This window comes from Streptococcus sp. HMSC064D12 (genome assembly GCF_001837205.1).
Classification (GTDB): Bacteria; Bacillota; Bacilli; order Lactobacillales; family Streptococcaceae; genus Streptococcus; species Streptococcus salivarius_D.
This window is the reverse complement of sequence record NZ_KV831725.1, coordinates 70,402-97,167: the sequence shown is the minus strand read 5'-3', so window position 1 is coordinate 97,167 and position 26,766 is coordinate 70,402. Positions and strand designations below refer to the sequence as shown.

At 38.3% G+C, this 26,766-nt stretch carries 26 protein-coding genes; 24 read left to right on the top strand and 2 right to left on the bottom strand.

The features are described 5' to 3' along the window. The first annotated feature begins 29 nt into the window (after positions 1 to 29). The 19 genes from HMPREF2697_RS02300 to HMPREF2697_RS02210 all read left to right on the top strand — a co-directional run bounded on the left by HMPREF2697_RS02300 (position 30) and on the right by HMPREF2697_RS02210 (position 19,863). On the top strand, positions 30 to 1,934 hold the full coding sequence (locus HMPREF2697_RS02300; protein WP_070849481.1) for a sugar MFS transporter: 1,905 nt from the start codon (positions 30 to 32) through the stop codon (positions 1,932 to 1,934). A 3-nt stretch (positions 1,935 to 1,937) separates the two neighbouring features. Next, positions 1,938 to 4,955, top strand: a complete 3,018-nt coding sequence (locus HMPREF2697_RS02295) for a beta-galactosidase, LacZ type (protein ID WP_070849479.1) — start codon at positions 1,938 to 1,940, stop codon at positions 4,953 to 4,955. A 491-nt stretch (positions 4,956 to 5,446) separates the two neighbouring features. After that, entirely contained in the window at positions 5,447 to 6,613 is a 1,167-nt protein-coding gene (locus tag HMPREF2697_RS02290; protein ID WP_232219571.1) for a tetratricopeptide repeat protein, read from the top strand. A gap of 93 nt (positions 6,614 to 6,706) precedes the next feature. Continuing rightward, entirely contained in the window at positions 6,707 to 7,549 is an 843-nt protein-coding gene (locus HMPREF2697_RS02285; RefSeq protein WP_049528018.1) for an aldo/keto reductase, read from the top strand. A gap of 105 nt (positions 7,550 to 7,654) precedes the next feature. Then, positions 7,655 to 8,341, top strand: a complete 687-nt coding sequence (locus HMPREF2697_RS02280) for a DUF1275 family protein (RefSeq protein WP_070849476.1) — start codon at positions 7,655 to 7,657, stop codon at positions 8,339 to 8,341. A gap of 91 nt (positions 8,342 to 8,432) precedes the next feature. Continuing rightward, positions 8,433 to 9,065: a nitroreductase family protein gene (locus HMPREF2697_RS02275; RefSeq protein ID WP_070849474.1), complete on the top strand. Its 633-nt coding sequence runs from the start codon at positions 8,433 to 8,435 to the stop codon at positions 9,063 to 9,065. 187 nt (positions 9,066 to 9,252) lie between these two features. After that, on the top strand, positions 9,253 to 10,545 hold the full coding sequence (locus HMPREF2697_RS02270; protein WP_070849472.1) for a PTS sugar transporter subunit IIC: 1,293 nt from the start codon (positions 9,253 to 9,255) through the stop codon (positions 10,543 to 10,545). Then, entirely contained in the window at positions 10,532 to 11,395 is an 864-nt protein-coding gene (locus HMPREF2697_RS02265; RefSeq protein WP_070849470.1) for an alpha/beta hydrolase, read from the top strand. Before HMPREF2697_RS02270 ends, HMPREF2697_RS02265 begins: the two co-directional genes overlap by 14 nt. Before the next feature lie 180 nt (positions 11,396 to 11,575). Then, positions 11,576 to 12,025, top strand: a complete 450-nt coding sequence (locus HMPREF2697_RS02260) for an Rrf2 family transcriptional regulator (RefSeq protein ID WP_045772305.1) — start codon at positions 11,576 to 11,578, stop codon at positions 12,023 to 12,025. Positions 12,026 to 12,159: 134 nt separating this feature from the next. Continuing rightward, positions 12,160 to 13,020, top strand: coding sequence for a VOC family protein (locus HMPREF2697_RS02255; protein ID WP_070849468.1), 861 nt, complete (start codon positions 12,160 to 12,162; stop codon positions 13,018 to 13,020). Between the two features lie 129 nt (positions 13,021 to 13,149). Continuing rightward, positions 13,150 to 13,752, top strand: a complete 603-nt coding sequence (locus tag HMPREF2697_RS02250; RefSeq protein WP_070849466.1) for a nitroreductase family protein — start codon at positions 13,150 to 13,152, stop codon at positions 13,750 to 13,752. Positions 13,753 to 14,243: 491 nt separating this feature from the next. Then, positions 14,244 to 14,546: a hypothetical protein gene (locus HMPREF2697_RS02245; protein WP_037601049.1), complete on the top strand. Its 303-nt coding sequence runs from the start codon at positions 14,244 to 14,246 to the stop codon at positions 14,544 to 14,546. Between the two features lie 13 nt (positions 14,547 to 14,559). Then, on the top strand, positions 14,560 to 14,769 hold the full coding sequence (locus HMPREF2697_RS02240; protein ID WP_021143931.1) for a helix-turn-helix transcriptional regulator: 210 nt from the start codon (positions 14,560 to 14,562) through the stop codon (positions 14,767 to 14,769). Continuing rightward, on the top strand, positions 14,766 to 15,569 hold the full coding sequence (locus tag HMPREF2697_RS02235; protein WP_014634712.1) for a DUF3169 family protein: 804 nt from the start codon (positions 14,766 to 14,768) through the stop codon (positions 15,567 to 15,569). Before HMPREF2697_RS02240 ends, HMPREF2697_RS02235 begins: the two co-directional genes overlap by 4 nt. A gap of 264 nt (positions 15,570 to 15,833) precedes the next feature. After that, the gene (locus HMPREF2697_RS02230) at positions 15,834 to 16,757 is read left to right on the top strand and encodes an aldo/keto reductase (protein WP_070849463.1); all 924 of its coding nucleotides are present in this window, start codon (positions 15,834 to 15,836) and stop codon (positions 16,755 to 16,757) included. 148 nt (positions 16,758 to 16,905) lie between these two features. Next, positions 16,906 to 17,481, top strand: a complete 576-nt coding sequence (locus tag HMPREF2697_RS02225; protein ID WP_070849461.1) for a TetR/AcrR family transcriptional regulator — start codon at positions 16,906 to 16,908, stop codon at positions 17,479 to 17,481. Further along, complete coding sequence (locus HMPREF2697_RS02220) at positions 17,478 to 18,158, top strand: ABC transporter ATP-binding protein (RefSeq protein ID WP_070849459.1); 681 nt, start codon at positions 17,478 to 17,480, stop codon at positions 18,156 to 18,158. The genes HMPREF2697_RS02225 and HMPREF2697_RS02220 overlap by 4 nt, the downstream gene beginning before the upstream one ends. A gap of 3 nt (positions 18,159 to 18,161) precedes the next feature. Further along, positions 18,162 to 19,307, top strand: a complete 1,146-nt coding sequence (locus HMPREF2697_RS02215) for an FtsX-like permease family protein (RefSeq protein WP_070849458.1) — start codon at positions 18,162 to 18,164, stop codon at positions 19,305 to 19,307. Positions 19,308 to 19,602: 295 nt separating this feature from the next. Continuing rightward, a complete protein-coding gene (locus HMPREF2697_RS02210) occupies positions 19,603 to 19,863 on the top strand; it encodes a SemiSWEET family transporter (protein WP_002888017.1) in 261 nt (86 codons plus the stop codon). A gap of 107 nt (positions 19,864 to 19,970) precedes the next feature. On the opposite strand, the gene HMPREF2697_RS02205 is transcribed toward HMPREF2697_RS02210, so the two are convergent. Further along, positions 19,971 to 20,453, bottom strand: coding sequence for a glutathione peroxidase (locus HMPREF2697_RS02205; protein WP_045768568.1), 483 nt, complete (start codon positions 20,451 to 20,453; stop codon positions 19,971 to 19,973). 382 nt (positions 20,454 to 20,835) lie between these two features. Between HMPREF2697_RS02205 and HMPREF2697_RS02200 the strand changes: the two genes are divergently transcribed. The 5 genes from HMPREF2697_RS02200 to HMPREF2697_RS02180 all read left to right on the top strand — a co-directional run bounded on the left by HMPREF2697_RS02200 (position 20,836) and on the right by HMPREF2697_RS02180 (position 24,946). Further along, positions 20,836 to 21,834: a uroporphyrinogen decarboxylase family protein gene (locus tag HMPREF2697_RS02200; RefSeq protein ID WP_045768569.1), complete on the top strand. Its 999-nt coding sequence runs from the start codon at positions 20,836 to 20,838 to the stop codon at positions 21,832 to 21,834. An 18-nt stretch (positions 21,835 to 21,852) separates the two neighbouring features. Next, positions 21,853 to 22,719 carry a transporter substrate-binding domain-containing protein gene (locus HMPREF2697_RS02195; RefSeq protein ID WP_045768570.1) on the top strand — a complete coding sequence of 289 codons (867 nt, stop codon included), beginning with the start codon at positions 21,853 to 21,855 and terminating at the stop codon, positions 22,717 to 22,719. Between the two features lie 68 nt (positions 22,720 to 22,787). Continuing rightward, a complete protein-coding gene (locus tag HMPREF2697_RS02190) occupies positions 22,788 to 23,480 on the top strand; it encodes an amino acid ABC transporter permease (RefSeq protein WP_045768571.1) in 693 nt (230 codons plus the stop codon). A gap of 3 nt (positions 23,481 to 23,483) precedes the next feature. Further along, a complete protein-coding gene (locus HMPREF2697_RS02185) occupies positions 23,484 to 24,170 on the top strand; it encodes an amino acid ABC transporter permease (protein ID WP_014632957.1) in 687 nt (228 codons plus the stop codon). 11 nt (positions 24,171 to 24,181) lie between these two features. After that, entirely contained in the window at positions 24,182 to 24,946 is a 765-nt protein-coding gene (locus HMPREF2697_RS02180) for an amino acid ABC transporter ATP-binding protein (protein ID WP_021143941.1), read from the top strand. Positions 24,947 to 25,014: 68 nt separating this feature from the next. Here the strand turns inward: HMPREF2697_RS02180 and HMPREF2697_RS10465 are convergent, their stop codons facing one another. Then, complete coding sequence (locus HMPREF2697_RS10465; protein ID WP_048675349.1) at positions 25,015 to 26,172, bottom strand: hypothetical protein; 1,158 nt, start codon at positions 26,170 to 26,172, stop codon at positions 25,015 to 25,017. Between the last annotated feature and the right edge of the window lie 594 nt (positions 26,173 to 26,766).

Genomic DNA, 26,766 nt, shown 5'->3' with positions numbered 1-26,766 from the left:
CAAAAAACAACTAACAGGAGGTTTTCGTAATGGGAAAATCTAAAGGTCAAATGAAGTCTCGTCTATCCTATTCAGCTGGTGCTTTTGGTAACGACGTCTTCTATGCAACGTTGTCAACATACTTTATCATGTTTGTGACAACTCACTTGTTTAACACAGGTGATCCAAAGCAAAATAGTCACTACGTACTATTAATTACTAACATCATCGCTATTTTGCGTATCTTGGAAGTATTTATCGATCCATTGATCGGTAACATGATTGATAACACTCATACTAAGTATGGTAAATTCAAACCATGGGTAGTTGGTGGTGGTATCATCAGTTCTATCGCCTTGTTGCTTCTCTTCACCGATTTAGGTGGTTTGAATAAAACAAATCCTTTCTTGTACCTTGTACTTTTCGGAATTATCTACCTTGTAATGGATGTCTTCTACTCAATTAAAGATATCGGTTTCTGGTCAATGATTCCTGCCTTGTCTCTTGACAGTCATGAACGTGAAAAAATGGCAACTTTTGCCCGTATTGGTTCTACGATTGGTGCCAATATTGTAGGTGTTGCCATCATGCCAATCGTTTTGTTCTTCTCAATGACGAACAGCAGTGGCTCTGGAGATAAATCTGGATGGTTCTGGTTTGCATTTATCGTTGCTCTCATTGGTGTGATTACATCAATTGCTGTTGGTATTGGTACACGTGAAGTTGAGTCAAAACTTCGTGATAACAAAGAAAAAACTAGCCTTAAACAAGTCTTTAAAGTTCTTGGTAAAAACGACCAATTGATGTGGTTGTCTCTCGGATATTGGTTCTATGGTCTTGGTATTAATACACTTAATGCTCTTCAACTTTTTTACTTCACATTTATCCTTGGTGATCCAGGGAAATACTCAATCCTTTACGGATTGAATACAGTTGTTGGTTTGGTTTCAGTTTCACTCTTCCCTAGCCTAGCTGGTAAATTCAACCGTAAACGTTTGTTCTATGGATGTATCGCAGTAATGCTCGGTGGTATTGGAATCTTTAGTATTGCAGGAACATCACTTCCAATGATCTTGACTGCTGCTGAACTCTTCTTTATTCCACAACCTCTTGTGTTCCTTGTTATCCTCATGATTATCTCTGACTCAGTAGAATATGGTCAATGGAAATTGGGACACCGTGATGAATCACTTACTTTGTCAGTTCGTCCACTTGTTGATAAACTTGGTGGTGCGATGTCAAACTGGCTTGTTTCTACAATTGCCGTAGCTGCTGGTATGACAACAGGTGCCTCAGCATCAACAATTACAACACATCAACAGTCTATCTTTAAGCTTAGCATGTTTGGTTTCCCAGCAGCAGCTATGCTCATCGGAGCCTTCATTATTGCTCGTAAAATCACTTTGACTGAAGCACGTCACGCTGAAATTGTTGAAGAATTGGAACATCGCTTTAGCGTAGCAACTTCTGAAAATGAAGTTAAAGCTAACGTCGTATCTCTTGTAAACCCTACAACTGGTCATTTGGTTGACCTCTCAAGTGTTAATGATGAACACTTTGCTTCAGGTAGCATGGGTAAAGGTTTCGCCATTAAACCTACTGATGGAGCTGTCTTTGCACCAATTAGTGGTACCATTCGTCAAGTTCTTCCTACTCGCCATGCAGTTGGTATTGAAAGTGAAGATGGTGTCATTGTTCTTATCCACGTTGGTATCGGAACAGTTAAACTTAAAGGTGAAGGATTCATTAGTTACGTAGAACAAGGTGATCGTGTTGAAGTTGGACAAAAACTTCTTGAGTTCTGGTCATCAATTATTGAGAAAAATGGTCTTGATGACACAGTACTTGTCACTGTAACTAATTCAGAAAAATTCAGTGCTTTCCATCTTGAACAAGAAGTTGGAGAAAAGGTAGAAGCTTTGTCTGAAGTTATTACCTTCAAAAAAGGAGAATAATCTATGAACACGACTGAAAAAATTCAAACTTACTTAAACGATCCAAAGATTGTTAGCGTCAATACTGTTGACGCTCACTCAGATCATAAGTATTTTGAATCTCTTGCAGAATTTTCTGAAGGGGAGATGAAGTTAAGACAATCTCTTAATGGAAAATGGAAAATTCACTATGCTCAGAATACAAATCAAGTTTTAAAAGACTTTTATAAAACAGAATTTGATGAAACTGATTTGAATTTCATCAATGTACCAGGTCATTTAGAGCTTCAAGGTTTTGGTTCTCCACAATATGTGAATACCCAATATCCTTGGGATGGTAAAGAATTCCTTCGTCCACCTCAAGTTCCTCAAGAATCAAATGCTGTTGCATCATATGTTAAACATTTTACCTTGAATGATGCATTAAAAGATAAAAAAGTATTTATCTCATTCCAAGGGGTTGCCACTTCCATCTTTGTATGGGTCAATGGTAACTTCGTAGGATACAGTGAAGATTCATTTACACCTAGTGAATTTGAAATTAGTGATTACCTTGTTGAAGGTGATAACAAGTTGGCGGTAGCTGTTTATCGTTACTCTACAGCAAGCTGGTTGGAAGACCAAGACTTCTGGAGACTTTACGGTATTTTCAGAGATGTTTACTTGTATGCTATTCCAAAAGTTCACGTTCAAGATCTCTTTGTTAAGGGAGATTATGATTACCAAACAAAAGCAGGTCAATTGGATATTGATTTGAAGACTGTTGGTGATTACGAAGATAAGAAGATTAAATATGTTCTTTCAGATCATGAAGGCATCGTTAAAGAAGGTGATGCATCTGTTAATGCTGACGGTGAACTATCTGTAAGTCTTGAAGATTTGCAAATCAAACCTTGGAGTGCTGAAAGTCCTAAACTTTACAATTTGACCCTTCATGTTTTGGATGATGGCCAAGTTGTTGAAGTCGTTCCAGTTAAGGTTGGATTTAGACACTTTGAAATTAAAGATAAACTCATGCTTTTGAATGGTAAGAGAATTGTCTTTAAAGGGGTTAACAGACACGAATTTAACGCTAGAACAGGACGTTGTATCACTGAAGAAGATATGCTTTGGGATATCAAAGTGATGAAACAACATAACATCAATGCTGTTCGTACTTCTCACTATCCGAACCAAACACGTTGGTATGAATTGTGTGATGAATATGGACTTTATGTTATCGATGAAGCCAACCTTGAAACACACGGTACATGGCAAAAACTTGGTCTAAGCGAACCTTCATGGAATATCCCAGCTAGTGAACCAGAATGGTTGCCTGCTTGTTTGGATCGTGCCAATAACATGTTCCAACGTGATAAGAACCATGCTAGTGTTATCATTTGGTCTTGTGGTAATGAATCATATGCTGGTAAAGATATTGCTGACATGGCTGATTACTTCCGTAGTGTTGACAATACTCGTCCAGTTCACTATGAAGGTGTTACATGGTGTCGTGAATTTGATTACATTACAGACATCGAAAGTCGTATGTATGCGAAACCAGCTGATATTGAAGAATACCTCACTAACAATCCTCAAAAACCTTATATTTCATGTGAATACATGCACACAATGGGTAACTCTGGTGGTGGATTGAAACTCTACACTGATTTAGAGAAATATCCAGAATACCAAGGTGGATTTATTTGGGACTTCATTGACCAAGCTATTTACAAACCACTTCCAAATGGTAGCGAATTCCTATCGTATGGTGGTGACTGGCATGATAGACCTTCTGACTACGAATTTTGTGGAAATGGTATTGTCTTCGCAGATCGTACCCTAACTCCAAAACTTCAAACAGTTAAACATCTTTACTCTAATATTAAGATTGCTGTTGATGAAAAATCAGTAACTATCAAGAATGATAATGTCTTTGAAGATCTTTCTGCTTATACTTTCCTAGCTAGAGTTTACGAAGATGGTAGAAAAGTTAGCGAAAGTGAATATCACTTTGATGTTAAACCAGGTGAAGAAGCAACATTCCCAGTAGAATTCGCTGTTGGAGCTTCAAATGCTGAACGAATTTATGAAGTTGCTTGTGTTCAGAATGAAGCAACTGAATGGGCTCCAAAAGGACATGAAATTATTCGTGGTCAATATGTTGCTGAAAAGATTAGCACTGAAACACCAGTTAAAGCACCTTTGAATGTTGTTGAAGGCGACTTCAACATCGGAATTCAAGGACAAAACTTCTCTATCTTGCTTTCACGTGCACAAAATACGCTAGTATCTGCTAAGTATAACGGTGTTGAATTCATTGAGAAAGGTCCTAAACTTAACTTTACTCGTGCTTACACTGACAACGATCGTGGTGCTGGATATCCATTCGAAATGGCAGGCTGGAAAGTTGCTGGAAACTATAGTAAGGTTACAGATACTCAAATTCAAATTGAAGATGACTCTGTTAAAGTGACTTATGTTCATGAATTGCCTGGCTTGTCTGATGTCGAAGTTAAGGTGACTTATCAAGTTGATTACAAGGGTCGAATCTTTGTTACTGCAAACTATGATGGTAAAGCAGGTTTGCCAAACTTCCCTGAATTTGGTCTAGAATTTGCTATCGGTTCACAATTTACAAACCTAAGCTATTATGGATACGGTGCAGAAGAAAGCTACCTTGATAAACTTCCTGGTGCCTATCTTGGTCGATATGAAACATCTGTTGAAAAGACATTTGCTCCATATCTAATGCCACAAGAATCTGGTAATCACTATGGTACTCGTGAATTTACAGTATCTGATGATAACCATAATGGTCTTAAATTCACCGCACTTAATAAGGCATTCGAATTCAGTGCTTTGCGTAACAGTACTGAACAAATTGAAAATGCTCGTCATCAATATGAATTGCAACAATCTGATGCTACATGGATTAAAGTTCTTGCTGCTCAAATGGGTGTCGGTGGTGACGACTCATGGGGTGCTCCAGTTCATGACGAATTCTTGGTTAGCTCAGCAGATAGCTATCAATTGAGCTTCGTGATTGAACCACTCAACTAAAGTATTATTGGACTTTGCCTCCAACGATATATTTGATAAAGGAAACTCGAAAGGGTTTCCTTTTGTCATGGTTTGAAGTAAGAAAAAAGGAAACAGACCTCTGTTTCCTTTTAAAATATAACTCAGTTTTCAATTCCTTTAAAAATGGGAGTGGTCAAGTAAAATTATGAAAAAGTGAGTTAAAGTTATTGATATAGAGAAGGGACTAAACCACTCCCAAGGCGTTAATGATTTTTTGTAGCTTTAAATGAAACTTGAAGATTATGCCTTGACGTTAATCGTCCAATGGCACTCTATCTAATATAAGTATACAACTTTGAGTTTAGATGTCCCAAAATAAGACTCTATGGATTCTTATCTGTATTGTGATTGGCGACTATTTTTGTCAATAAAAATTTAAGAGGTTGTTGATTTCACTTAGAATATAGTAATGTTCTATGAAAACGTATACAATAGTAGATAGAGAAATAAACATAGATTGGAGAAGATTGATGACATCATCTTTTGAAGACTTCACAAAAAAAGCAGAAGCATTCTTAGAAGAACATATTACAGAGTATCTCAGTGTGGACATGGCTCTTGAAGATTTTGCAAGACAATACAACCAAGGGCTTTTTGATGAGATCACTTCCCCTGATTCAAAGCAGGAGAGAGCTTGGAAACTCATTGAAGAGGCTTATCATTATCACGAGGAAGATCCTTCGAGAAGTCAGGAATTTTTGACAGAAGCTTTAAAACTAGATCCTGAAAATCTTGATGCTAAGCAGATGCTCTTAACTTTTCAAAGTCCACTTGAACATCTAAAAGGCCTAATTGCTTTAGAAAAAGAGCAAAGGTCCAAGTGGGATCAAGGTCCAAAAATGGGCTGGGCTAATCTTGACGAGCGTCCTTATTTGTCTTTGAAGTATAATCTTGCTAAATTTTATTTAAGCAACAGTATGAAGCGGTTTGCTATTAAGGAATTTGAAGAGATTCTAGAGATAGATGTTCAGGATCACATGGGAGTCCGTTACGAATTGATGGCTACCTATTGTAATCTGGAGGACTATGATAAGGCTAAAAACTTTTTCGAATGTGAGCAAATGGAATATCACGAAGAAGATTTGATGATAGTACCAATGATGACGGTCTCTCTAATGACGGGACATATTGAGGATGCGGATTTCTATTTTGATTTTCTCTATGCAAAAAATCCAGAGTTCGAAAATTATTTAAAAATGATTGAACAAGGTGATGACGAGCGTCTAGTTGCCGAAACGCTTAAAGTCAACCCTATCTTATTTGAAGCCAATAGTATGAAAAGTCTTTTGATGGTTTTTAATCAAGTCGTTGATCTGTCCCAGTCAGAATATTATTTTACTTGGTTAATCGAAAAATATCGTGTAAAACGTCCACAAAGACATGTTGCGAAAAAGAAAAATCCAGAATTGCACAAACTAATTAGAGAATTGGAAAAAAGTATAGAACAAAGCAAAGCCCTCCAAGGTCTTTCAATAAGTGTGGAGCGTATACTTCGTCAACATGGCTTAATAGATTTTAAAGATTTTAAAAAGAAAACGGAAGAGGAAGTAGCAGCGATTAGAGGAGTTGGAAAGGTGAGCATGAAAATCCTTAAAGAAAATGGTGTTGTCTATAAAAAGAAGCGGAAAAAGAAGTAAGGAACTATTCATCAAACAAGCCGTAGCAAATCTTTGCAATTTTATCTTATATTCTTTAAGATAATTCTGTTACAACTTGAAAAGGAGAACAGGATGGAAACATATACACTTTCAAATGGCGTTACGATTCCTAAAATTGGTTTTGGGACTTGGCAGATTCCAGAAGGGGAAGAAGCTTATAACAGCGTTAGTTTCGCACTTAAGGCGGGTTACACACATATTGATACGGCGCAAATCTACGGTAACGAGGTTTCTGTAGGTAAGGCGATTGCTGATAGTGATGTGGCGCGTGAGGATATTTTCCTAACAACAAAACTTTGGAATGACAAGCACGATTACGAATTGGCTAAAGCCTCTATCGACGAGTCACTTGAAAGATTAGGTGTGGATTATTTGGATCTTTTGCTCATCCACTGGCCAAATCCTAAGGCTCTTCGTGAGAATGATGCTTGGAAGGCTGGCAATGCAGGCGCTTGGAAGGCAATGGAAGAAGCCTATAAAGATGGTAAAGTTCGTGCCATTGGTGTATCTAACTTTATGCAACATCACCTTGAAGCTCTCCTTGAAACGGCTGAAATTGTGCCACATGTCAACCAAATTCTCTTAGCTCCAGGTTGTGCTCAAGAAGACTTGGTTGCCTATTGCCAAGAGCGTGACATTCTTCTTGAAGCCTACAGCCCACTAGGTACTGGTAGCATTTTTGGAAATGAAGACGTAGAAGCAGTGGCTGAACGTAACGGAAAATCTGTTGCACAAGTCGCCCTACGTTGGAGCCTTCAAAAAGGTTTCTTGCCACTACCTAAGTCAGTGACACCAAAAAATATTGAAGCCAACTTAGATATCTTTGACTTTGATTTGTTGGAGGAAGATATGGCAGTCTTGGATAAGATTCAAGGCATTAAAACTCAGGATGATCCTGATACAGTTAATTTTTAATAGGACTGCAAGCGACTCGTTAAGGTTGCTTTTTTCTACTGTGTGTGCCCGAATTTGCTATAATAAGGCTATCCTATCAATCACTATTAGAAGGGAAGTTATGCTATGGAATCGCGGAACCTTCTTCCTCAAAATACGCGTCTGATGGCAAATTTGCTAAGTTTCTCAGGAGGGGCTTTGGATGTCTTTTGTCATATGTACTACCATAGTTTGGTTGCTACACAGACTGGGAATATCCTTCTCTTGGTCGCTGACTGGCGAAACAGTAGTATGTACTATAACTTATTGCGTTGCTTTTCAATCTTTTTCTTTTCTTTAGGCTTTCTTTTTGGCATATGGTTTAAAGACCATCGTAAGAATGCCTATTGGCGTGTTTATGGTCTGCTTCCTCTTTGTGTGATGACAGCTATCCTGCCTTTCCTACCTTCAAATGCCTTGATTGAGCTCCCGATTATCGCTTTTTCTGCAGGTATCATGATGAAGACCTTTACTGGCAGTCAGATTGAGAATCATCCTTTCGTGATTTTTATGACTTCAGGAAATTATCGAAGAATGTTAACGGCCATCTATTATGCCATTCAGGGAAGTGGTGATCAGAGAGAATATCGTCGTCAGGCTATCAATTATAGCTTTGTCGTGGGAAGCTTTGTCGTTGGTGCTATTATCTCAGCCCTTCTGATGCATTTTATCCACATTTGGTCAATCTGGCTAATCACACTCAGTCTCATTACCATCATGGTTTACTATTCCTCTGAAGTGAAACGCCTAGGACTCAAGGAGACCAATCTTTAGGCATTTTGTAGCAAATATTTTTGATAACAATTGTCTTATGTTATAATCTTGATTATATTATTTTCATTTAATCATAAAAAGGAGCCATAAGATGCCTGTAGTAAGCAATGATTTTTCAGATATTGTATATAACCGTCGTTCCATTCGTAACTTTGATCCATCTGTTAAGATTCCACGAGAAGAATTGTTGGAAATCTTAGATAAAACTGTTACAGCACCATCATCAGTCAACATGCAACCTTGGCGTTTTGTCGTCGTTGATAGCGAAGAGGGCAAGGGAAAATTGACACCTTTCGTCAGCTACAATGGTGTGCAAAATGAAACATCATCAGCCATGGTCCTTATTTTTGCCGATTTGAAGAGCCAAGAAAGAGCTGAAGATATCTACGGTAAGGCTGTTGCTCAAGGAAAAATGCCTGAAGAAGTCAAAGAAAAACAACTGTCAAGCATTGTGCCAATGTATGAAAATGCTCCTCGAGAAATGATGAATGAAATTGTCCACATTGATGCTAGCCTTGCTGCTATGCAGTTGATGTTGGTCGCTCGTTCTTATGGTTACGATACTAATGCCATTGGTGGCTATAAAAAAGAAGGTCTCGCCAAAGCTTTTGGACTTGATGCAGACCGTCATGTACCAGTTTTGCTCATTGCTCTTGGGAAAGCCAATGAAGAAGGCTTTGAGTCTGTTCGTCTGGATGCCTCTGATGTAACGACTTTTGCTTAATAAATAATTGACCGTAAGTCTCGGAAGTGGAGGCTTGCGGTTTTTTGTATTAAGAGATAGCTAAGTGTTTTTAGTAAGATTAGGTAGTTGCTTTAACCCACGATTAAGGTAAGGCCTCTCTCTTTGTGTTATAATGAAGAAAAACGTTGAATGTAAAGTTTATTTTGCCTTTTACTAGGAGTCTTTTATGACAAACTATTTGGTCCAGAGGTTTCTCTGGTTTCGTGAGCGAGGCTTCGTCCAAATTACGCAGAAAACCTTGGTTTCGCTCTTTCCCTTTTTCCTATTTTCAGGAATTATTCGGGTGATTTCACTATCTGTCTTTTCGGAGCTTGGTTATATTAACCAATTGTTTTCAGTTTCTGACTGGTTACCGGCCTTTAAGATAACTGGGCAGGTGCTCATTAATCTTTCCAACTTTCTTGGTGGCTTAGCCGGGCCCTTATCAACTTACTTTGCAGGAAAATACACAGCTGGTCACTATGGTAGAAGTACTGGTACAGCTGGTGTGACATCCCTTTTGGTTAGCTTAATTATAGGATCGCAGGAGCTGTTGCTGTCACCGCTAAACGATGGTGTTTTGACTCGCATCAATTTACCGGCTTCATTCAACATTATGTTGGCTATCTTTGTGGGCTATCTGGTTGGCCAGATTTTTCGCTTTTCAAGAGCTAGTGATGATCAGATTGTGGACAAGGACTATATTTATCAACCAAAGACCGTCCGTCCCATTTTTTTGTCACTCATTTTAGCTATTGGACTTAACATTCTCTTTGTGATTGGAGAGCAAGATAATGTTTTTCTGACGATTAGGCAGGTTACCTCTACCTTTACTGTAACTGATAATCACCTGTTCTCAACCTTTATGATGGGACTTTTGAACACTTTTTCTGCTTGGATTGGAAATAGTCAGGCTTTTGCCCTAAATTCAATTGCCGAGGATAGTTTTGCCTTGGAAAATTTGACCTATGCTGTTTCCCATCATACGACGACTGGGCTTCCCCACCTTTACACACTAACAAATCTTTATCATAGTTATGGCTTGGTTGCTGGCATTGGCTCAGGGCTAGCCCTCTTGGTGGCTCTGCTTTTAGCATCAACCAGTTATAAGGATAAGAAGGTGAGTCTTCTAAGTGTCTTTCCTAGTCTCTTTAACAATGGGGCTCCATTTATGGTGGGGATACCAGTCTTGCTTAATTTAGTTTATCTGGTTCCTTTCCTACTGGCACCTATGATCAATATGGGCATTGCTGCGGTGGCCTTGGCTATCCATCTTATGCCAGCTGCGGTTTATCCAGTTCCAGATGGTACACCAAGTCTTCTTTACGCCTTTATTGGAACTGGTGGTAGTCTGCGGGCACTTGCTGTTAGCCTGCTCTGTTTTGCGGTTGATGTTGCTATCTTTATTCCCTTTGTTCATCTGTCTAATAAGGTGCAACACGGTTTGAAAGAGGAAGGAGAAAGCAATGAAGTTCAGTAAAAAAACGAAGTTGGTCTTTATCCTTGTCGCTGTCTTTCTCATTGGTTTGGCAGTTCCGTCTTATAGTTGGACCAGGAAAAATGTCAAGGAAATCGAGACTTTCTATAATTCAAAATTGTCTCCTATTATCATGATTCCAGGGAGTTCCGCTACAGAAAATCGCTTTGATGGCTTGGTACGTAAGCTTAATCAAGATCGTCGTGGGGCCAAGCACAGCTTGCTCAAAGTCAAGGTTTGGAATAATGGGCGTATTACCTTTGATGGAAAAATCAAGAAAAATGACAATGAACCTATTATTGTTATCGGCTTTGAAAATAATAACGACGGCTACAGCAATATCAAGAAACAAGCCAAGATGATGAATCAGGCCTTTGAAGCCCTGCAAAATAAATACAATTTTAATAATTTCAAAGGTCTAGCACATTCAAATGGTGGTCTTATTTATACAGACTTTATTGAAAATTATCTTAGCGACTACGATGTCAAGATAAATTCTTTGATGACTATCGGAACGCCCTATAATTTCACTGAAACTAATATAAAAAATAAATCGGTGATGCTGGCGGATTTCATAGCAGCCAAGAAAAATATCCCATCAACCTTACATGTCTATTCGGTAGCAGGTACTATCACCTATGACTCGGATGAGTTGGTTCCTGATGCTAGCGTTTCAGCTGGGAAGTACATCTATCAGAATCAAGCAAAGAGCTATACCGAAATCACTGTTACGGGCGAAGATGCCCAGCACTCGGACTTACCAACCAATGATGAAGTTGTGGAACTTGTCAAACAACATATCGAAGGGCAAGGTGTCCGTAAGAAGCAAAAGACTAAGCTAGAGCCACAGTAAGAATCGTATTATTAATGCTTTAGTTACAAATGAGAATTCAAAAAAACAGATAGGAGCGTGAAAGGATATCTGTTTTTTTAGGTTAAATTGAGAGGATTTTATATGTTGTAACTTATTGATTTACAACTTAATTTCTGTTATAATCAAGAAAATCATACAATTAAATGGGAGGTTTATGTTATGCAAATTCCAAGTCGGTTTACCATTGCTGTTCACGTTTTAACCTTAATTGCACTGAACAAGGACAATGAAACGAAGCTAACCAGTGATTTAATGGCTGGTAGTGTGGGGGTCAATCCAGTTATTATCCGCAAAACCTTGTCGCAATTGAAGAAAGCAGACTTGATTTCTGTGCAAAGGGGAAGTGGGGGAGCCACATTAGTCAAGGCACCAGAAGAGATTAACCTTTTGCAGGTTTATCGTGCGGTGGATAGCATCGGTCCAAGTGGCCAACTCTTTAGTTTTCATGACAATCCTAACCCAGCCTGTCCAGTAGGACGTAATATCCATGGGATTTTGGATCAGAGCCTAGAAGACGTTCAAATGGCAATGGAAAAAGAACTCGAAAGGAAAACTTTAGCTGGTATTTTAAAGGATGCTAAGGCCAACTGGAAAGAAATTGGAGCTTGATTTTTAGATCTTAAATGATAAGAAATCGAAAGTTATTCGGTTTCTTTTTTTATTTCAAGTTGTAATAATTGACATTACAATAAAATTAAGTATAATAATGTCATATAAAAGATTACAACAAAGGAGAAAATCATATGACATACGACTACAATAGTAAGATATATTTAGCGGAGGCAGTACTCAATGTCAAGGACTTGGCTGGTCAGACGGCCTTTTATACACAGATTATTGGACTTGAAATCCTAACCAAAACGGAAACAGAAGTTATTTTAGGAGCTGGAAACAAGCCTTTGGTCCATCTGATTCAGACCAATCGTGAGGAAGCGGTCAAGTCCAGTTATGGTCTCTACCATATGGCGATTTTGTTGCCGTCTCGTGAAGATTTAGCAAATGTTTTCAAACATATTGCTGAGCTGGACAATCCATTTGTCGGTGCAGCTGACCATGGTTATAGTGAAGCCCTTTATTTGGAGGACCTTGAGGGGAATGGCATTGAGCTCTATCGAGACAAGCCTGTTGCTGAATGGGATATTCGTGAGGATGGTCGCATCGTTGGGGTAACAGAAGAACTCTCAGCTCAAGAAATTTACGAGATGGGACGCAAGGTTGAACCTTTTGTGATAGCTAAGGATACTCGCATGGGGCATATTCATTTATCAGTCAAGGATAGTCAGCTAGCTTCAGCTTTCTATCAGGATGTTTTGGAGCTAGCAGATAAGTTTACCATTCCAAGTGCTAGTTGGATTGCTTCAGGTGATTACCATCATCATTTGGCGGTCAACGAATGGGGTGGAAAAAACTTAGCCAAACGTGAAGAAGATATGCTTGGTCTTGCCTATTACGTCCTTGAAGTAGAAGACAAGGGAGATTTGATTGCTATTGCAGAGCGTGCTAATAATACTGGAGCTGAGGTCAAATGGTTATCTTCTAATGCCTTAACATTCGGGGATAATGACGGTATTTTGACACAGGTAAGAAAAAATATTAATAATTAGTGATTTTCGAGTCGTAACCATTTGCATTACATTTGAAAGGTCTATAATGGTTATTGTAATCAAAGTTATTACAAATAAACTTAACAATTTTAACAATTAACATATATCACAAATAAAGAGGAAATAAGCATGACAAACTTTACAGATTTACAAACAAAACGCCGTTCTATCTATGCATTGGGAAAAGATGTGGAACTTTCAAATCAAGAATTGATTGATACTATTCAAGGAGCTGTCCTTAACACACCAACAGCTTTCAACTCACAAACATCACGTGTGGTGATCTTGCTGGATGAAGAATCAGATGCCTTCTGGAATGAGATTGCTTATTCAGAGCTTGAAAAAGTGACACCTGCAGAAGCCTTCGAGGGAACAAAAGAACGTTTGAAAGGTTTTTCCCAAGCTAAGGGAACAATCCTCTTCTATGAAGATCAAGATGTGGTGAAAGGCCTTCAAGAGCAATTCCCACTTTATGCAGATAACTTCCCAATTTGGTCAGAACAAGGTCACGGAATCGCTCTTTATGCAACATGGTTGGCTTTGGCTGAGAAGAATATCGGCATGAACGTGCAACACTATAACCCACTTGTTGATGCCCAATTGGCTGAAAAATATGATATCCCAGCTAACTGGAAGCTCCGTGCCCAAGCACCATTTGGACAAATCGTCGCACCAGCAGGAGATAAGGACATTCAAACAGAAGGCCGTTTCAAAGTTTTTGGCGACAAATAATCACCTTAACTTAGTCAGTCGGTTTTGTACTGACTGAACAAAATCATATTGATAAGACAAATGACTAGCAGGATTGAAGAATCTTGCTAGTTTTTTCTATTTCAAAACTAGTAATGCCTAAGAAAATGTATAGCTTGAATTTTGAAACTTTCCTTAGGTGATAGCAAATGTCAGCGATCTTCTCCGAAGTTTCATGAGTAAAGTTTGAGCCCTCGATTTTTTATTTTTAGGCTCAGGTTAAGACAGTTCTCCAAACCTCTGAGTATCTAAAATTATTTGGTTTTGGGTACTTTCTTAGCGGTATCTTTCACATCAATTTTTCCAAGTCGTTTATCGAAGGAGAGATACATTAAAAGGTTTGAAAAGGTGAGCTACTTATATTTTATTTTCAATAATTTTGACAATGTTCTTTTTATTTTTGACAAAGATGCTTGTCAAAAATAAAAAGAAGCGTTACAATAGTTTTAGACGAAGGAAGGAGAGAAATTACGATGAAATATATTTGGCTATCTTTTATTCCACTTCTGTTTCTGATTTATACGGGCTCAGAGAAGAAGATAAAAAGATTGAACAGACGCATCAGACGATTGGAAAAACAATTGAAAGGAAGTCAAGAAATGTCTAGACTTTTAGAAGAATTAAAAGGACAAACGGTTACGGTAAATGGATTTAGAACCGAGTATGAAATTATGGATATCGATGAAGATTGGGTCAAATTGAGTCGTGAAATTAATAAACAACAAAGAGAAACTAAATTAGTCCGTATCGAAGATATTCAGGGTGTTCAACTATAAGGAGGCGGATGCCATGATCTTAAAAAATCGTCTGAAAGAGTTGAGGGCGCGTGATGGGCTCAACCAATCTGAGCTAGCTAAGCTAGCAGGGGTCTCGCGTCAGTCCATCAGTCTCTTGGAACGGGGGGAATATACCCCTTCGGTTATTATTGCCATCACCATCGCCCAGGTTTTTAAAGAGCCTGTGGAAAATGTTTTTAGTCTTGTAGAGGAAGAGGAATGATTATGAAAAAGCAACCACAAAAAAGATCTCCACGTAATCGTTTTTGGAGAAATGTCGGAATCATCACAGTTTCCGGCTTGATTGGAGGAGTCATTGGTTTTTTGACAGGCATGTTCGGATCCGAAAAACCCCTTGAAATCCAATCCTTCTTTAGTATAGAAGTACTCCTTTTGGGCTCAATACTTTTGTTTCTTATCGTGTTTATGGTCACGATAGCCTTACTAATAAGCGCGAGAAAAGTCCATCAAAAAATGCTCCAGATAGAAGACGAAGAGGAAGCCTATCACTATGACATCCAGAATAAAAAACTGTTTGGGTTAGCGACCATTTTTAAAGGAGTCATGATCTTGCCATACTTTTTAGTCATCATCTTTTATAGTCAATGGGTGTATATGGATAGACCTTCCACAGGGCACTTAGCTTTTATCTTTGGAACTTTTACCATGCTCTATCTTTTTCTTGTCTTGATTGTCCTATTTTTCTTATCAGATATCTTCTTTCGCAAGACCTTCCATCTGCTTTATGGAAAACCAATTCCCCGCAATGTCAATACCAAGGAAGTGCGTGAATTTATGATGAGTATGATGGATGAGGCAGAAAAACAGATAAGCTACGAGGAAAATTTCGAAGTGGTGGTTAAGTTAAGTAATTATATCTTACCTATCATGCTAATTGGAATTTTAATCATTGGGATTGCCTTCCAGACGGATATCCTCTTGGCTTTGAGTGTTGTATCCATCATCTATATTTATATCCTTATTTCACAATACAAGATTACCAAACGTTATTATAAAGAATAAATGTATCATCCATGTTAGAAATCTGTAAAAGCTTTTGGAAGTGATAAAGAGCTCTTTTTATTGAAAATCTTATCTTCCATTTCTTTATATACAATCAATGGGAGTGTTATCAGTCTTGAATCTTAGGGATTCTGAGAGACTATCAAAGGTGACCTAGCTATCGTAAATCATCCAAGCCCTCAGTTGATGCTGAGGGCCTTTTAATTCTCAATTGATTTTTGAAACCCTTTTCACTACAATAGAGATACAGAAAAGGAGGCAGTGATGAAGTATATTGATTTTGCTGAAAATGAGCGTTTATCAACGATAGTCCTTGGAATGATGCGGATTAGCGAATTGAGTGAAGACGAGGTGGAGGCCTTGGTGGAGGCAGCCTTGTCGATTAGAATCAACACCTTTGATCTGGCGGATATTTATGGAAATGGACAGTGTGAGGTCCTGCTGGGCAAGGTTCTCAAGCGTCGTCCGGATCTTCGGGACCAGATGTGGATCCAGTCCAAGTGTGGGATTCGCAAAGATGGCTTTACCTATTTTGATTTTTCCAAAGATTATATTTTGGATTCCGTTGATGGCATCCTCGAGCGTCTGCAGATTGAGCGTTTAGATAGTCTTCTCCTTCACCGACCGGATGCCCTCATGGAGCCTGAAGAAGTAGCGGCAGCTTTTGATCACTTGGAGCAAGCTGGCAAGGTCCGTCATTTTGGGGTGTCCAATCAAAATCCCATGATGATGGAATTGCTCAAAACGGCTGTCAAACAACCTCTCAGGGTCAACCAGTTGCAGTTGAGTGCCGCCTTTACACCAAGCTTTGAGGCTGGTTTTCATGTCAACATGGAAGGGCCAAAAGCAGCCGTACGAGATGGCAGTGTCTTTGAGTATTGTCGCTTAACTGATACGGTGATTCAGGCCTGGTCTGTCCTCCAGCATGGCTATTTCAAGGGGAATTTTGTCGGCAAGGAAGAGTTTGCAGCCCTCAATCACGTCCTTACTGACTTGGCGAAAAAATACCAGGTCACACCGACAGCTATCGCCCTTGCCTGGGTCCTCCGCTATCCTGGTAAGATGCAGGCGGTCATCGGAACGACCAAACCCCAGCATGTCCTTGAAGCAGGAAAAGCAGCAGAAGTTACCCTAACGCGCAAGGAATGGTACCAAATCTACCTGGCGGCGGGAAATGATTTGCCTTAGAATCTTGTTAGTAAACCAGATTCCACTCTTATCGGTAGTCTGGTTTTTTGTTTTGTGGTCTTCAGTTTTTTCTTGACAAGCCTTTCCTCTTTATGATATCTTTTAGGCAACATATGTTGCGCAACGAATGTTGCGTGAAAGGAGTCTTATGCCACCCAAGGTTAAATTTAGTAAAGAGGCTATCATTGGGAGAGCTTTACAATTGGTGAGAGAAGAGGGAATGGCTAGTTTAACTGCTAGAGCATTAGCGGAGAAACTGGGAGCCACACCAAGAGTCATTTTTGGGCAATTTGCTAATATGGCTGAGTTACAAGCAGAGGTTATTGGTGCTGCGGAGATGGTGGTGGTGGAGTATATTCGCAAGGCCTTAGAAGATGAAAAGCCTTTCCGATCTGTCGGGGTTGCTTATATCCTTTTCGCCTCAAAAGAACCCCAACTCTTTCAGTTGCTTTTCCAAAATCCTAGCAAAGATCCGATTCGTCGCTTTCAAGATTTTCTTCCCATGAAGGATCATAGTTACCAATTGATTCTTGATTCGATTGTCGCAGACTATCCTTTGACTGTAGGGGAGGCTAGTCGCTTGTACCAGCATCTATTTATCTACTCACACGGGATGGCCTCTATGGTTGCTTCTGGTATTTATCAGTTCAGCATGGAAGAAGTGATTGGATTACTGACAGAGGTTTGTCAATCTCTCATCAAAGAAATGGTAGGAAAGAAATGATTCAACTAGAAAATGTGCACAAAAGTTACGGCCAAACCAAGGTTTTAAAGGGGATTGATTTGCAGATTCAAGACCAGGATGATGTGGTTATCCTCGGCCCTTCTGGATCGGGGAAATCAACTCTCTTAAATGTGTTATCAGGCTTAGAAAAGGTAGACGAAGGGCATATCCTCATTCAAGGACAAGATTTATCACATCTCACGGATGCTCAATTGACGGCTTTTAGACGTGAGAAGATTGCCTTTATTTTCCAGCAGTATTATCTATTACCTAATTTAACGGTTAGACAAAATGTAAAGATGGGAGCTGACCTGGCAAACAATCATGATTTTTTGCAGATCATCGAGGATTTGGGGCTTGGCGATAAGCTGGACAAGTATCCGAGTGAATTGTCGGGTGGGGAACAGCAGAGAGTCTCCATTGCCCGAGCCTTGGCCAAAAAGCCAGAGATTCTTTTCTTAGATGAGCCGACGGGAGCCCTGGATGAAGAAACAGGACGAAAGATTCTCGACTATATCTGGAAACTGAAGGAAAAGCTGGGCTTTACCCTCATCATGGTGACGCACAACCAAAATATTGCGGATATGGCCAGAACCATCATTCGTGTCAATAGTGGCAAGATTACCGAAGTTGTGATCAATGATCAACCTCAGACTGCCTATGAGATTGGATGGTAAGCCATGTTTTCAGTAAAAGATATTCGAAAATTAGTTGTCGTTAGTATCATTGGGGCTTGTGCGGTCTTTGTGGCCAATCTCTTCTTGAATTTTTACTTGGACATCGAGCAGTTGGAGATTTCTAAAACCAATCCCATGATTCAGACCTACTATGATGCCCAGGTTGCACTTTCCTGGATGGTGGCCATGGTCAGTGGAGTCGTCTTGTCCTTGACGTCGGTCCTTCTCATGTGTTTTTATATCAAACAATTTGTCGATGACCACAAGGAACAATTAGGGATTTTAAAGGCTCTGGGCTACAGCAATGGCCAGTTGGCGAAACGATTTTGGGCCTTTGGACTCAGTTTTGGAGCTGGAGCGCTTCTTGGCTATCTCGCTTCATTTCTCATGATGGGACATTTCTACGACTTCCGTAATGAGAAGGGGATTTTGCCAGAAATTACCATTCACTTTCACTGGCAGCTCTTGCTTGCTTTGATGATCCTTCCAACAGCATTTTTTATGCTTCTCGCGATTGGCTATGCTAGAAGACAACTACAAACGCCGGCTCTTCGCTTATTGAAAAAGTCCCCAAGTCCGATCAAGGCCAAAAGGAGAAAGAGGGCTCCTAAGAAAGACAAATCCTTCCTAAAAGAGTTATCCTCGTCACTGATTTGGGGGAGAAAATCTATCTTGTTTTTTGTGGTCTTTGGCTCTATGTGTTTTGCGGCCATGGTTCAATTGTCCTTTGGCCTAAGAGACTACACAGATGATATCATCCAAACCATGATGATTATGATTGGCTTGATCCTCTCTTTCTCTATTCTCTTTTTGTCATTGGGGATTGTCGTCTCAGAAAGTCGTGAAACCTTGGCCTTGATGAAGGCTTTTGGCTACACAAATCGTGAATGCCAAGGTCATATTCTCGCTCCTTATCGTTTCTGGGCTTATCTAGGATTTGTTCTTGGGACGGCTTATCAATATGGCATCATGGAAATCTTGATCGGTGTGATCAAAGATACGGTTCCTGAAAAGATTGAGCATCACTTTGATGGGAATGTGTGCTTTTGGACCTTGCTTGGTTTTGCTGTGGTTTATGAAAGCCTGTTTTATCTGTCCAACAGAAAACTCCAAAAACAAACCATCAAAGAAGTGCTCTTAGCTGAATGATTTATGACAGTAATCATTAATATCAGTGCTTTTTGATGAGAAAAAATAGTAGATTCATTGACTTTAGACCTCTTAAAGAGGTCTTTTTCTACTATGAAAACGCTACATAAGAGACTAAATGCACTATCATAATCTTGTGATAGTTTACATCTTCTTAACATTGTCCCGAAATTCTTGCATTCTCTATTGTTAAAGCGTATGATAGACACTGTTTTAATTTTAATGCATTAAAACATGTCTTGAAATATTTCTAGATGTACAAGGCAGAAAGAATTTTATGAAAGAGGAGTCTCGAATGTCAGATAAACAAATGAAAACCCTTGGTTGGGTAGCGACTTTCATGTCAGTTATGATGTACGTATCTTACGTGCCTCAAATCATGGACAACTTGTCTGGTCATAAAGGAAACTTTATCCAACCATTGGTAGCTGCAATCAACTGTAGCCTTTGGGTTTACTATGGTCTCTTTAAAAAAGAACGTGACCTTCCCCTTGCTGCGGCCAATGCACCAGGTATTATCTTTGGTTTAATTACAGCATTGACAGCTTTGTTCTAAAATAAAGCAAAATTTCTTTCTATACTATTTTTCTTAACGCAGAAAACGAGAGCAGAACTAGCGACAGTCAAAGATTGTCGTTCTAGTTTCACTCTCGTTTTTTGTTTTTAGTTATTAAGAAGAGCCTTGATAGCATCTTCCATTTTTAGTGGGTACGTTTTGGAAGAAAAGCGTTCGACCACTTGACCTTCACGGTTAATCAAAAACTTAGCAAAATTCCATTCGATTCTAGCCCCAAGCGGTCCAGATTTTTCTTGTTTTAGCCAATCAAAAAGTGGTTCTGCTTCCTTACCATTGACCTTGATTTTGGCAAATCGAGGGAAGGTTGTATGGTAATTGAGGGTGCAGAAGGTATTGATTTCTTCAGCACTACCAGGTGCCTGCCCCATAAATTGATTACAAGGAAAATCAAGAATCTCGAATCCTTGGTCTTTGTATTTGTCATAGAGTTCCTGTAAGCCCTGATACTGTGGCGTTAAACCACAACCTGTTGCTGTATTAACAATTAGAACTACCTTTCCCTTATAGTCCTGGAGAGACACAGGTTGGTCAGCTTGATCTGAAACTGTAAAATCGTATAAGGATGTCATAGAAAATCTCCTTTTATTTGTTTGAGACTATTATAGCAAAGTTAGTCAGAGAAGTGATTTTTCAGGAAGACTAGAGATTAAATGGTGTTTGTGATAGTAATTCTTTATCTTGGTGTTAAGAATTACTTATAGCTGACGGTAATAATACTATGTAAGGTCATGTGCTTAAAAGAAGGTAACAATAGGTTTTAACGTTATTTGGGTTACTATATCATAAATTTTATTTATGGCTAGGGATAAAATTTCTTTATTTTTCGGATGTGATAATCTCTGATAAGATAATGTCATTCAGTTTTGAAGCAGCTAGTGATAATAGGAGTTGAAAGTATTTTAGGTATGTTCATTAGCTGTTGATATTAGGATAAGAGAAAAGGAGATTCTTATGTCAGAAAAAAGAGAGTTAGTTTTGAAAGCATTTCGTGGAGAAAGTGTTGATCGTGTCCCGGTGGGATTTTGGCATCATTTTACTACTGAAGACGAGTGGTTATATGGTTTTGAAAATCCAGAAATTATTGATAAAAATAAAGCTGGTCATAAAAAATTTATTGAAGAAGTCAAACCTGATTTTGTTAAATTGATGAGTGATGGTTTCTTCGCATACCCACAACCTGCTTTTAAAGATTTTAAGTCAATCAGTGATTTGCAAACGATTGAACCTTTAGGTGCAAATCATCCTTGGATTTCTGCACAAGTCGAACTTGTAAAAAGTCTGATTGCTGATTTTCCTGAAGATATTGTTGCAATTTACAATATCTTCGCTCCGGTTACTTATTTAAAATGGTTAGTTGGAAAAGTTTCAGGTGGCGATGATCTTATCGCAGATTACATTGTGGAAAACCGAAAAGCTTTGAAGCATGTTTTAGATGTTATTGGCGAAGACATTGCGAGTCTTAGTCAGAGGGTGATTGAAGAAGCAGGTGCTGATGGTATTTACCTAAGTGTTCAAAGTATTCAAGATGAGCGAGTTAGCGCTGAAATTTATAAAGAAATCATTGCTCCAAGTGAATTAAAGGTTTTAGAAGCAGCTAATGGAGCCAAAGGACATAATATTCTACATATTTGCGGATACGAAGGAGCCCGTAATAACATCGAACTCTTTAAAGATTATCCTGCTCAGGTAGTTAATTGGGCGGTCGGTCCTGAAGGAATTAGTTTGGCAAAAGGTCTTAACATTTTTAGAGGTCGCACAGTTCTTGGAGGATTTGAAAATGGAAAAGACGGTCTTCTATATACTGGAACTAAAAAAGCTATTCAAGAAAAGGTTAGGGAGATTATTGCTGATACAGGAACCCATGGGTTAATCATTGGTGCTGATTGCACGATTCCAAGTGATATTAACCATGAGCGTATTGAATGGGTACGTGAAGCAGCAATTTTGTAAGAAAAAGGAGAGATTAATATGAGTAAAAAGACATGGATTATTGGTGGAGCTGTTGTTGTAGCACTTATTGGGGCTACAGTTATTGGACGTAGCTTAACAGGAGATAAAAAAGCAAAATCAGATTCTGGAAAGGTAACAACATTAAAAGTTGCCCATACTCAAAACTATGTTCCTTATGATTTTGTTGATAAGGATGGTAATTCTGATGGCTATGAGGTAGCTGTATTAAAGGAAATTGATAAAAAGCTTCCACAGTACAAATTTGAATATACCGGAACAAGTGATGATGATCTTTTGATTGGTTTAGAGTCAGGTAAATATGACATCGGTACGAAGGGCGCGTGGTACACAGATGAACGTGCTAAAAAGTTTATTATTCCGAAAGATCCAATTGGAGCAAGTATTATTGGATTTACCATTCGTAAGGATGATAAAGATAAATATAAAAATATCTCTGACTTTGCAAAACAAAATGGTCGATTGGTGCCAATCTCACCACAAAATGCTCAGTGGAATGTTATCAAAGACTACAACGATAAGCATAAAGATCAACCAATTGAGTTAACATCTGCGGAATCTTTCCAAGTTTCAGATGCCTATGCATGGGTTTTGGAAAATCGTTATGATGCTTACTTTGATATTAAATTATCTTTTGAAAAGGCTGTAACTGATAAAGATGGTGCGTATCATCAATATGCAGATAAATTGACTTGGTTCCCTTATAAAGGAATTCCAACCTATCCACTCTTCCATCGAGATAGTAAGAACGAAGAGTTTTCAAAAGAATATACTAAGGCAATTAAGGAACTAAAAGAAGACGGTACACTTGAAAAGTTGTCTAAAAAATACTTTGGTGAGGATGTCTTCTCATACGTAGACAAATAAGTAATTGTAACGTCGTAAAAGTAGGATGTTTTGATAAGCTTCTGAAGTGAGTTTAGTTAGGAGAAATTATGGTCAATTATGACATTTCAAAAGTTTTTGGAGCATTACCTGAAATCATAAAGGGCTTACCGATGACATTATTGGTTATCTTATTAACGACTTTACTTGGGTCGTTATTAGGAGGATTAGTTGCTTGGGCAAGCCTTTCTAAGGATAAAGCTTTAGAGAATTTGGCTAAGGGATATGTTTTTATCTTACGCTGTACCCCACCGATTGTGTTGCTATTTTTAGTATTTTACGGAGTTCCAGAATTTCTTAATTGGTGGTTAGGATTAGATATTAATGATTGGTCCAAATTGATATTCGTTCTTGTGACTATGGTTCTCCTATTCTCAGCAATGATATCAGAAGTACTTAAAGCAGCTTATCAAGCAATCCCTAAAGGACAATTAGAAGCTGGGCTTAGTATTGGGCTTACTTCTGAACAAACCTTTGTAAGAATTATCGCCCCTCAAGCATTTAAGGTTGCTTTACCAAATATTACAACAGCTATACTTAACCTTATGCGTGATGCAGCTTTGGCTTATACGATTGGTTTTATTGATGTTATGGGCAAAGGGAACCTTTTGATTAGTCGCCATTTAGGAAATTATTCTTTGGAGACTTATACAGCTGTTGCCTTTGTTTATTGGGGAATAGCATTAATTCTATCGTTGATTTCTAGGATAGCAGAGCAACAATTGAGTGTAAAAGAGAGGTAAAAAATGAATATTACTTTTATTATAGATACCTTTATCAAGGCTTTCTATGGTGTTCCGGTAACACTGGGAATCATGATTGTGGCTATTCTATTGAGTTTTCTACCTGCTTTATTTCTCGCTTTGGGTCAAATTTATAAGGTACGGGGTGTTAAGACTTTTTCAATTGTTTATCTTGCGTTTATTCGTGCAACACCTCCAATTCTTTTAATTTTATTCTTTTATAGTTTGTTCCCTAGTTTGTTAAATCAGTTTTTTAAAGGAATTGGGAGTCACATAGATGTCTTCAAAGTTAACCCGCTTTACTATGCCTTTATTATCTATAGCTTGATGACGACAGGAAGCTTATCGGAAATCATTCGATCAGCATTACTAACTGTTGATAAAGGTCAACTAGAAGCTGCACAAGCTATAGGCTTAACAACAAGACAAGCCTATCTGAGAATCGTTTTTCCACAGGCACTTAAGGCTGCTCTTCCAAATTTGTGTAACTTAGTAATCAATATTGTAAAAGGAACGTCACTTGTCTTTGTTATGACGATAAAAGATATTACCGCAATTGCACGAGTCGAAGCAGCATATGGATATCAATATTTTGAATCTTATTTTGTCATCTTCATTTTATATTTAATCATTTGTGGTATCATTCAAGTTCTCTTTAACGTTGGAGAAAGAAAATTGCAATTTACATAGAGGGAGTCACTATGCTAGAAGCTAAACATATATCAAAAACATTTGGAGATCGTCAGGTTCTTGTTGATGTCAATCTACAAGTGAAACAGGGAGATGTGGTTGTCATCTTGGGACCATCAGGTTCAGGAAAAACAACTTTCTTACGTTGCCTTAATCATTTGGAGAAAGCTGATGGAGGTCAATTAACAATTTCGGGTAAGGACTACTCTTTGGATAAGTTATCAAAGAAAGATATTTTAGATATCCGAAAGAAGACAGCTTTTGTATTTCAACATTACAATTTATTTGCAAACAAGACTGCCATTGAGAATATCTTGGAAGGTTTAGTGATTGCTAGGAAAGTTCCTAAAAGTGAAGCGCAAGAGATTGCTGAAGAAGCACTTAAAAAAGTTGGTCTTCTGGATTTTAAAGATTACTACCCATCACAACTTTCAGGAGGACAGCAACAACGTATTGGTTTAGCCAGGGCTATAGCAGTTAAACCAGAAGTTATCTTGTTAGATGAACCAACATCAGCCCTTGATCCAGAACTAGTTGGGGATGTTCTGGATGTCATGAAACAACTTGCTCATGAAGGAACGACAATGGTAGTTGTGACTCATGAAATGGGGTTTGCACGAGATGTAGCTAATCATGTCGTTTTCATGGATGGTGGTCATGTCATCGAAGAGGGGAGTCCAAAAGACATTTTTTACAGACCAAAAGAAAAACGTACACAACAATTTTTGGCACGTATTCTTTCTGATGCTAGTTATGATTTGGAATATATGATTTAAAAAATCTGCTGTTTTAATTAAGAATGAAAAAAACAAAGACGAGTTTAGTTTGTCTTTGTTTTTTTTGCTTATAAGTAGTCTACTGCAAGAATAGGAGTGTTCTTTTTAGCCGGTACACGTGTTTTCACACCATTATTCCCTTTAGGGAGACGTAATTTTGTAGTTCCTTGGTTTGAAGAATTTGTTTGGTGTTTGTAGTTAACAGGGATACGCGTTTTCACACCGTTATTGCCTTTAGGAAGACGAAGTTTTTTAGCACTTGTTGGTGTAACAGGTGTTACAGGTTTTTCAGCTGTTCCTTCAGTAACTTCCTTGTAAATATAAGTGATTGTCACAGTATTTGAAATACGAATTTTGTGTGACTTAATTTCTTGATCATCAGTTGATTGTAGTTTATATGTTTTACCATTAGCTTGAATCGTTTCAGGAGCAGTCGGGAAATAGGCATAGTAAGCTAAATCAATATCGCGTCTAACCATGTTGACTTTGATTGGAGCAATTTCTTGTCCCTTATCATCGACAAAACGGGCCTGTTGCGCGACAGTTGGCGCAAGATCAACATCATCATAGAAGTAGGTGACATCAATAATAGGACTTGAAGCAATCCCTTTTTTAGGTGCGCCGTAATTACTCTTATTGTTAAGCACTATGTCGTCGTATTTAGCGAAATACCATGTTTTTCCGTTTTCATCTGTTACTGTTGCTGGCGCAAAAGCAGCAGTGTCGTATTCAGTGAAAGCAGGAGCTTTAATCGTTGCATAAAGCACATCTTTTTGAGAACTGAATTGTGAGTAACTTGCTTCGGTTGTTCGACGGATGTGATGAATACGAACTTCTGACACACGTTCATCAACCGTTGGTGTGTTTACAACTGGACTTGATTCTTCAAGACTTACAGGAGTTGTATTTTCAACTGCTGGTGTAGGAGTACTTGCAGGTGTAGTTACTTCCTCGCTAAGGATAGCAGTGCTCGCTGAGTTAACCTCAGTGGCAGGATTAGCAGTAGTAGTTGTGCTTACTGATTCGCTAGTTAGATTAACATCAACGGCTGAAGCAGGGATGTTTTCAACAACTAGGTTTTCAAAAGAAGTGTTATCAAGAGCCTCTGTAGCGGGAAGACTTACTGGCAATTCTTGTTCATCTGCAAGTGCAGAAGATGATAGACCAAGTGCTAAGATTGCAGCACTAAGACCAATAGTAGCATGTAATTTCTTATTCATGTTCATTAATTCCTCCTTGATATATCATGATTATAACAGAGGTTATTGTAAAAGTCAAAAAATTAAAAATATGTAAATTGAAAGATTTTGTTTGATACTTAAAATGATTTAAAACATGATAACAATAGTACATTACGAGTGTTAATGTAAAATTTCATTCAAAAATTAGGGCTTTTTATGATTTTCTAGAGGATTCATAAAAGTGATTTATGTTTAATAAAAAACTTATATTTCAAAAACTTTAATCAATAATATATGAACATTTATTGTCATATCCCTGATAATTGTAGCAGTTCTCTATTCTCTAGTTACTCTGGTCTTGACGAACCTTATCCACTATACCATGTTGAATATTGATCATGAAACTGGCTTTGGAAGTGAGAAACGCTACCTTAATTTCAGATATCCTTTGTTATACCCAATCGCTAAGAAGAAAATAGAGAAGTACAAGTCTAAGCGGTATGCATAAAAAACAGCCGTACATTTATTTTGTACGACTGACTTTAAAAAACAGACACTATCATTCTCACAGGTGGTTTTGACTCTCTTAGATGTAGTATTCCTAAATTAGACGTTATTGAGGTAAAGAAATACAACTAA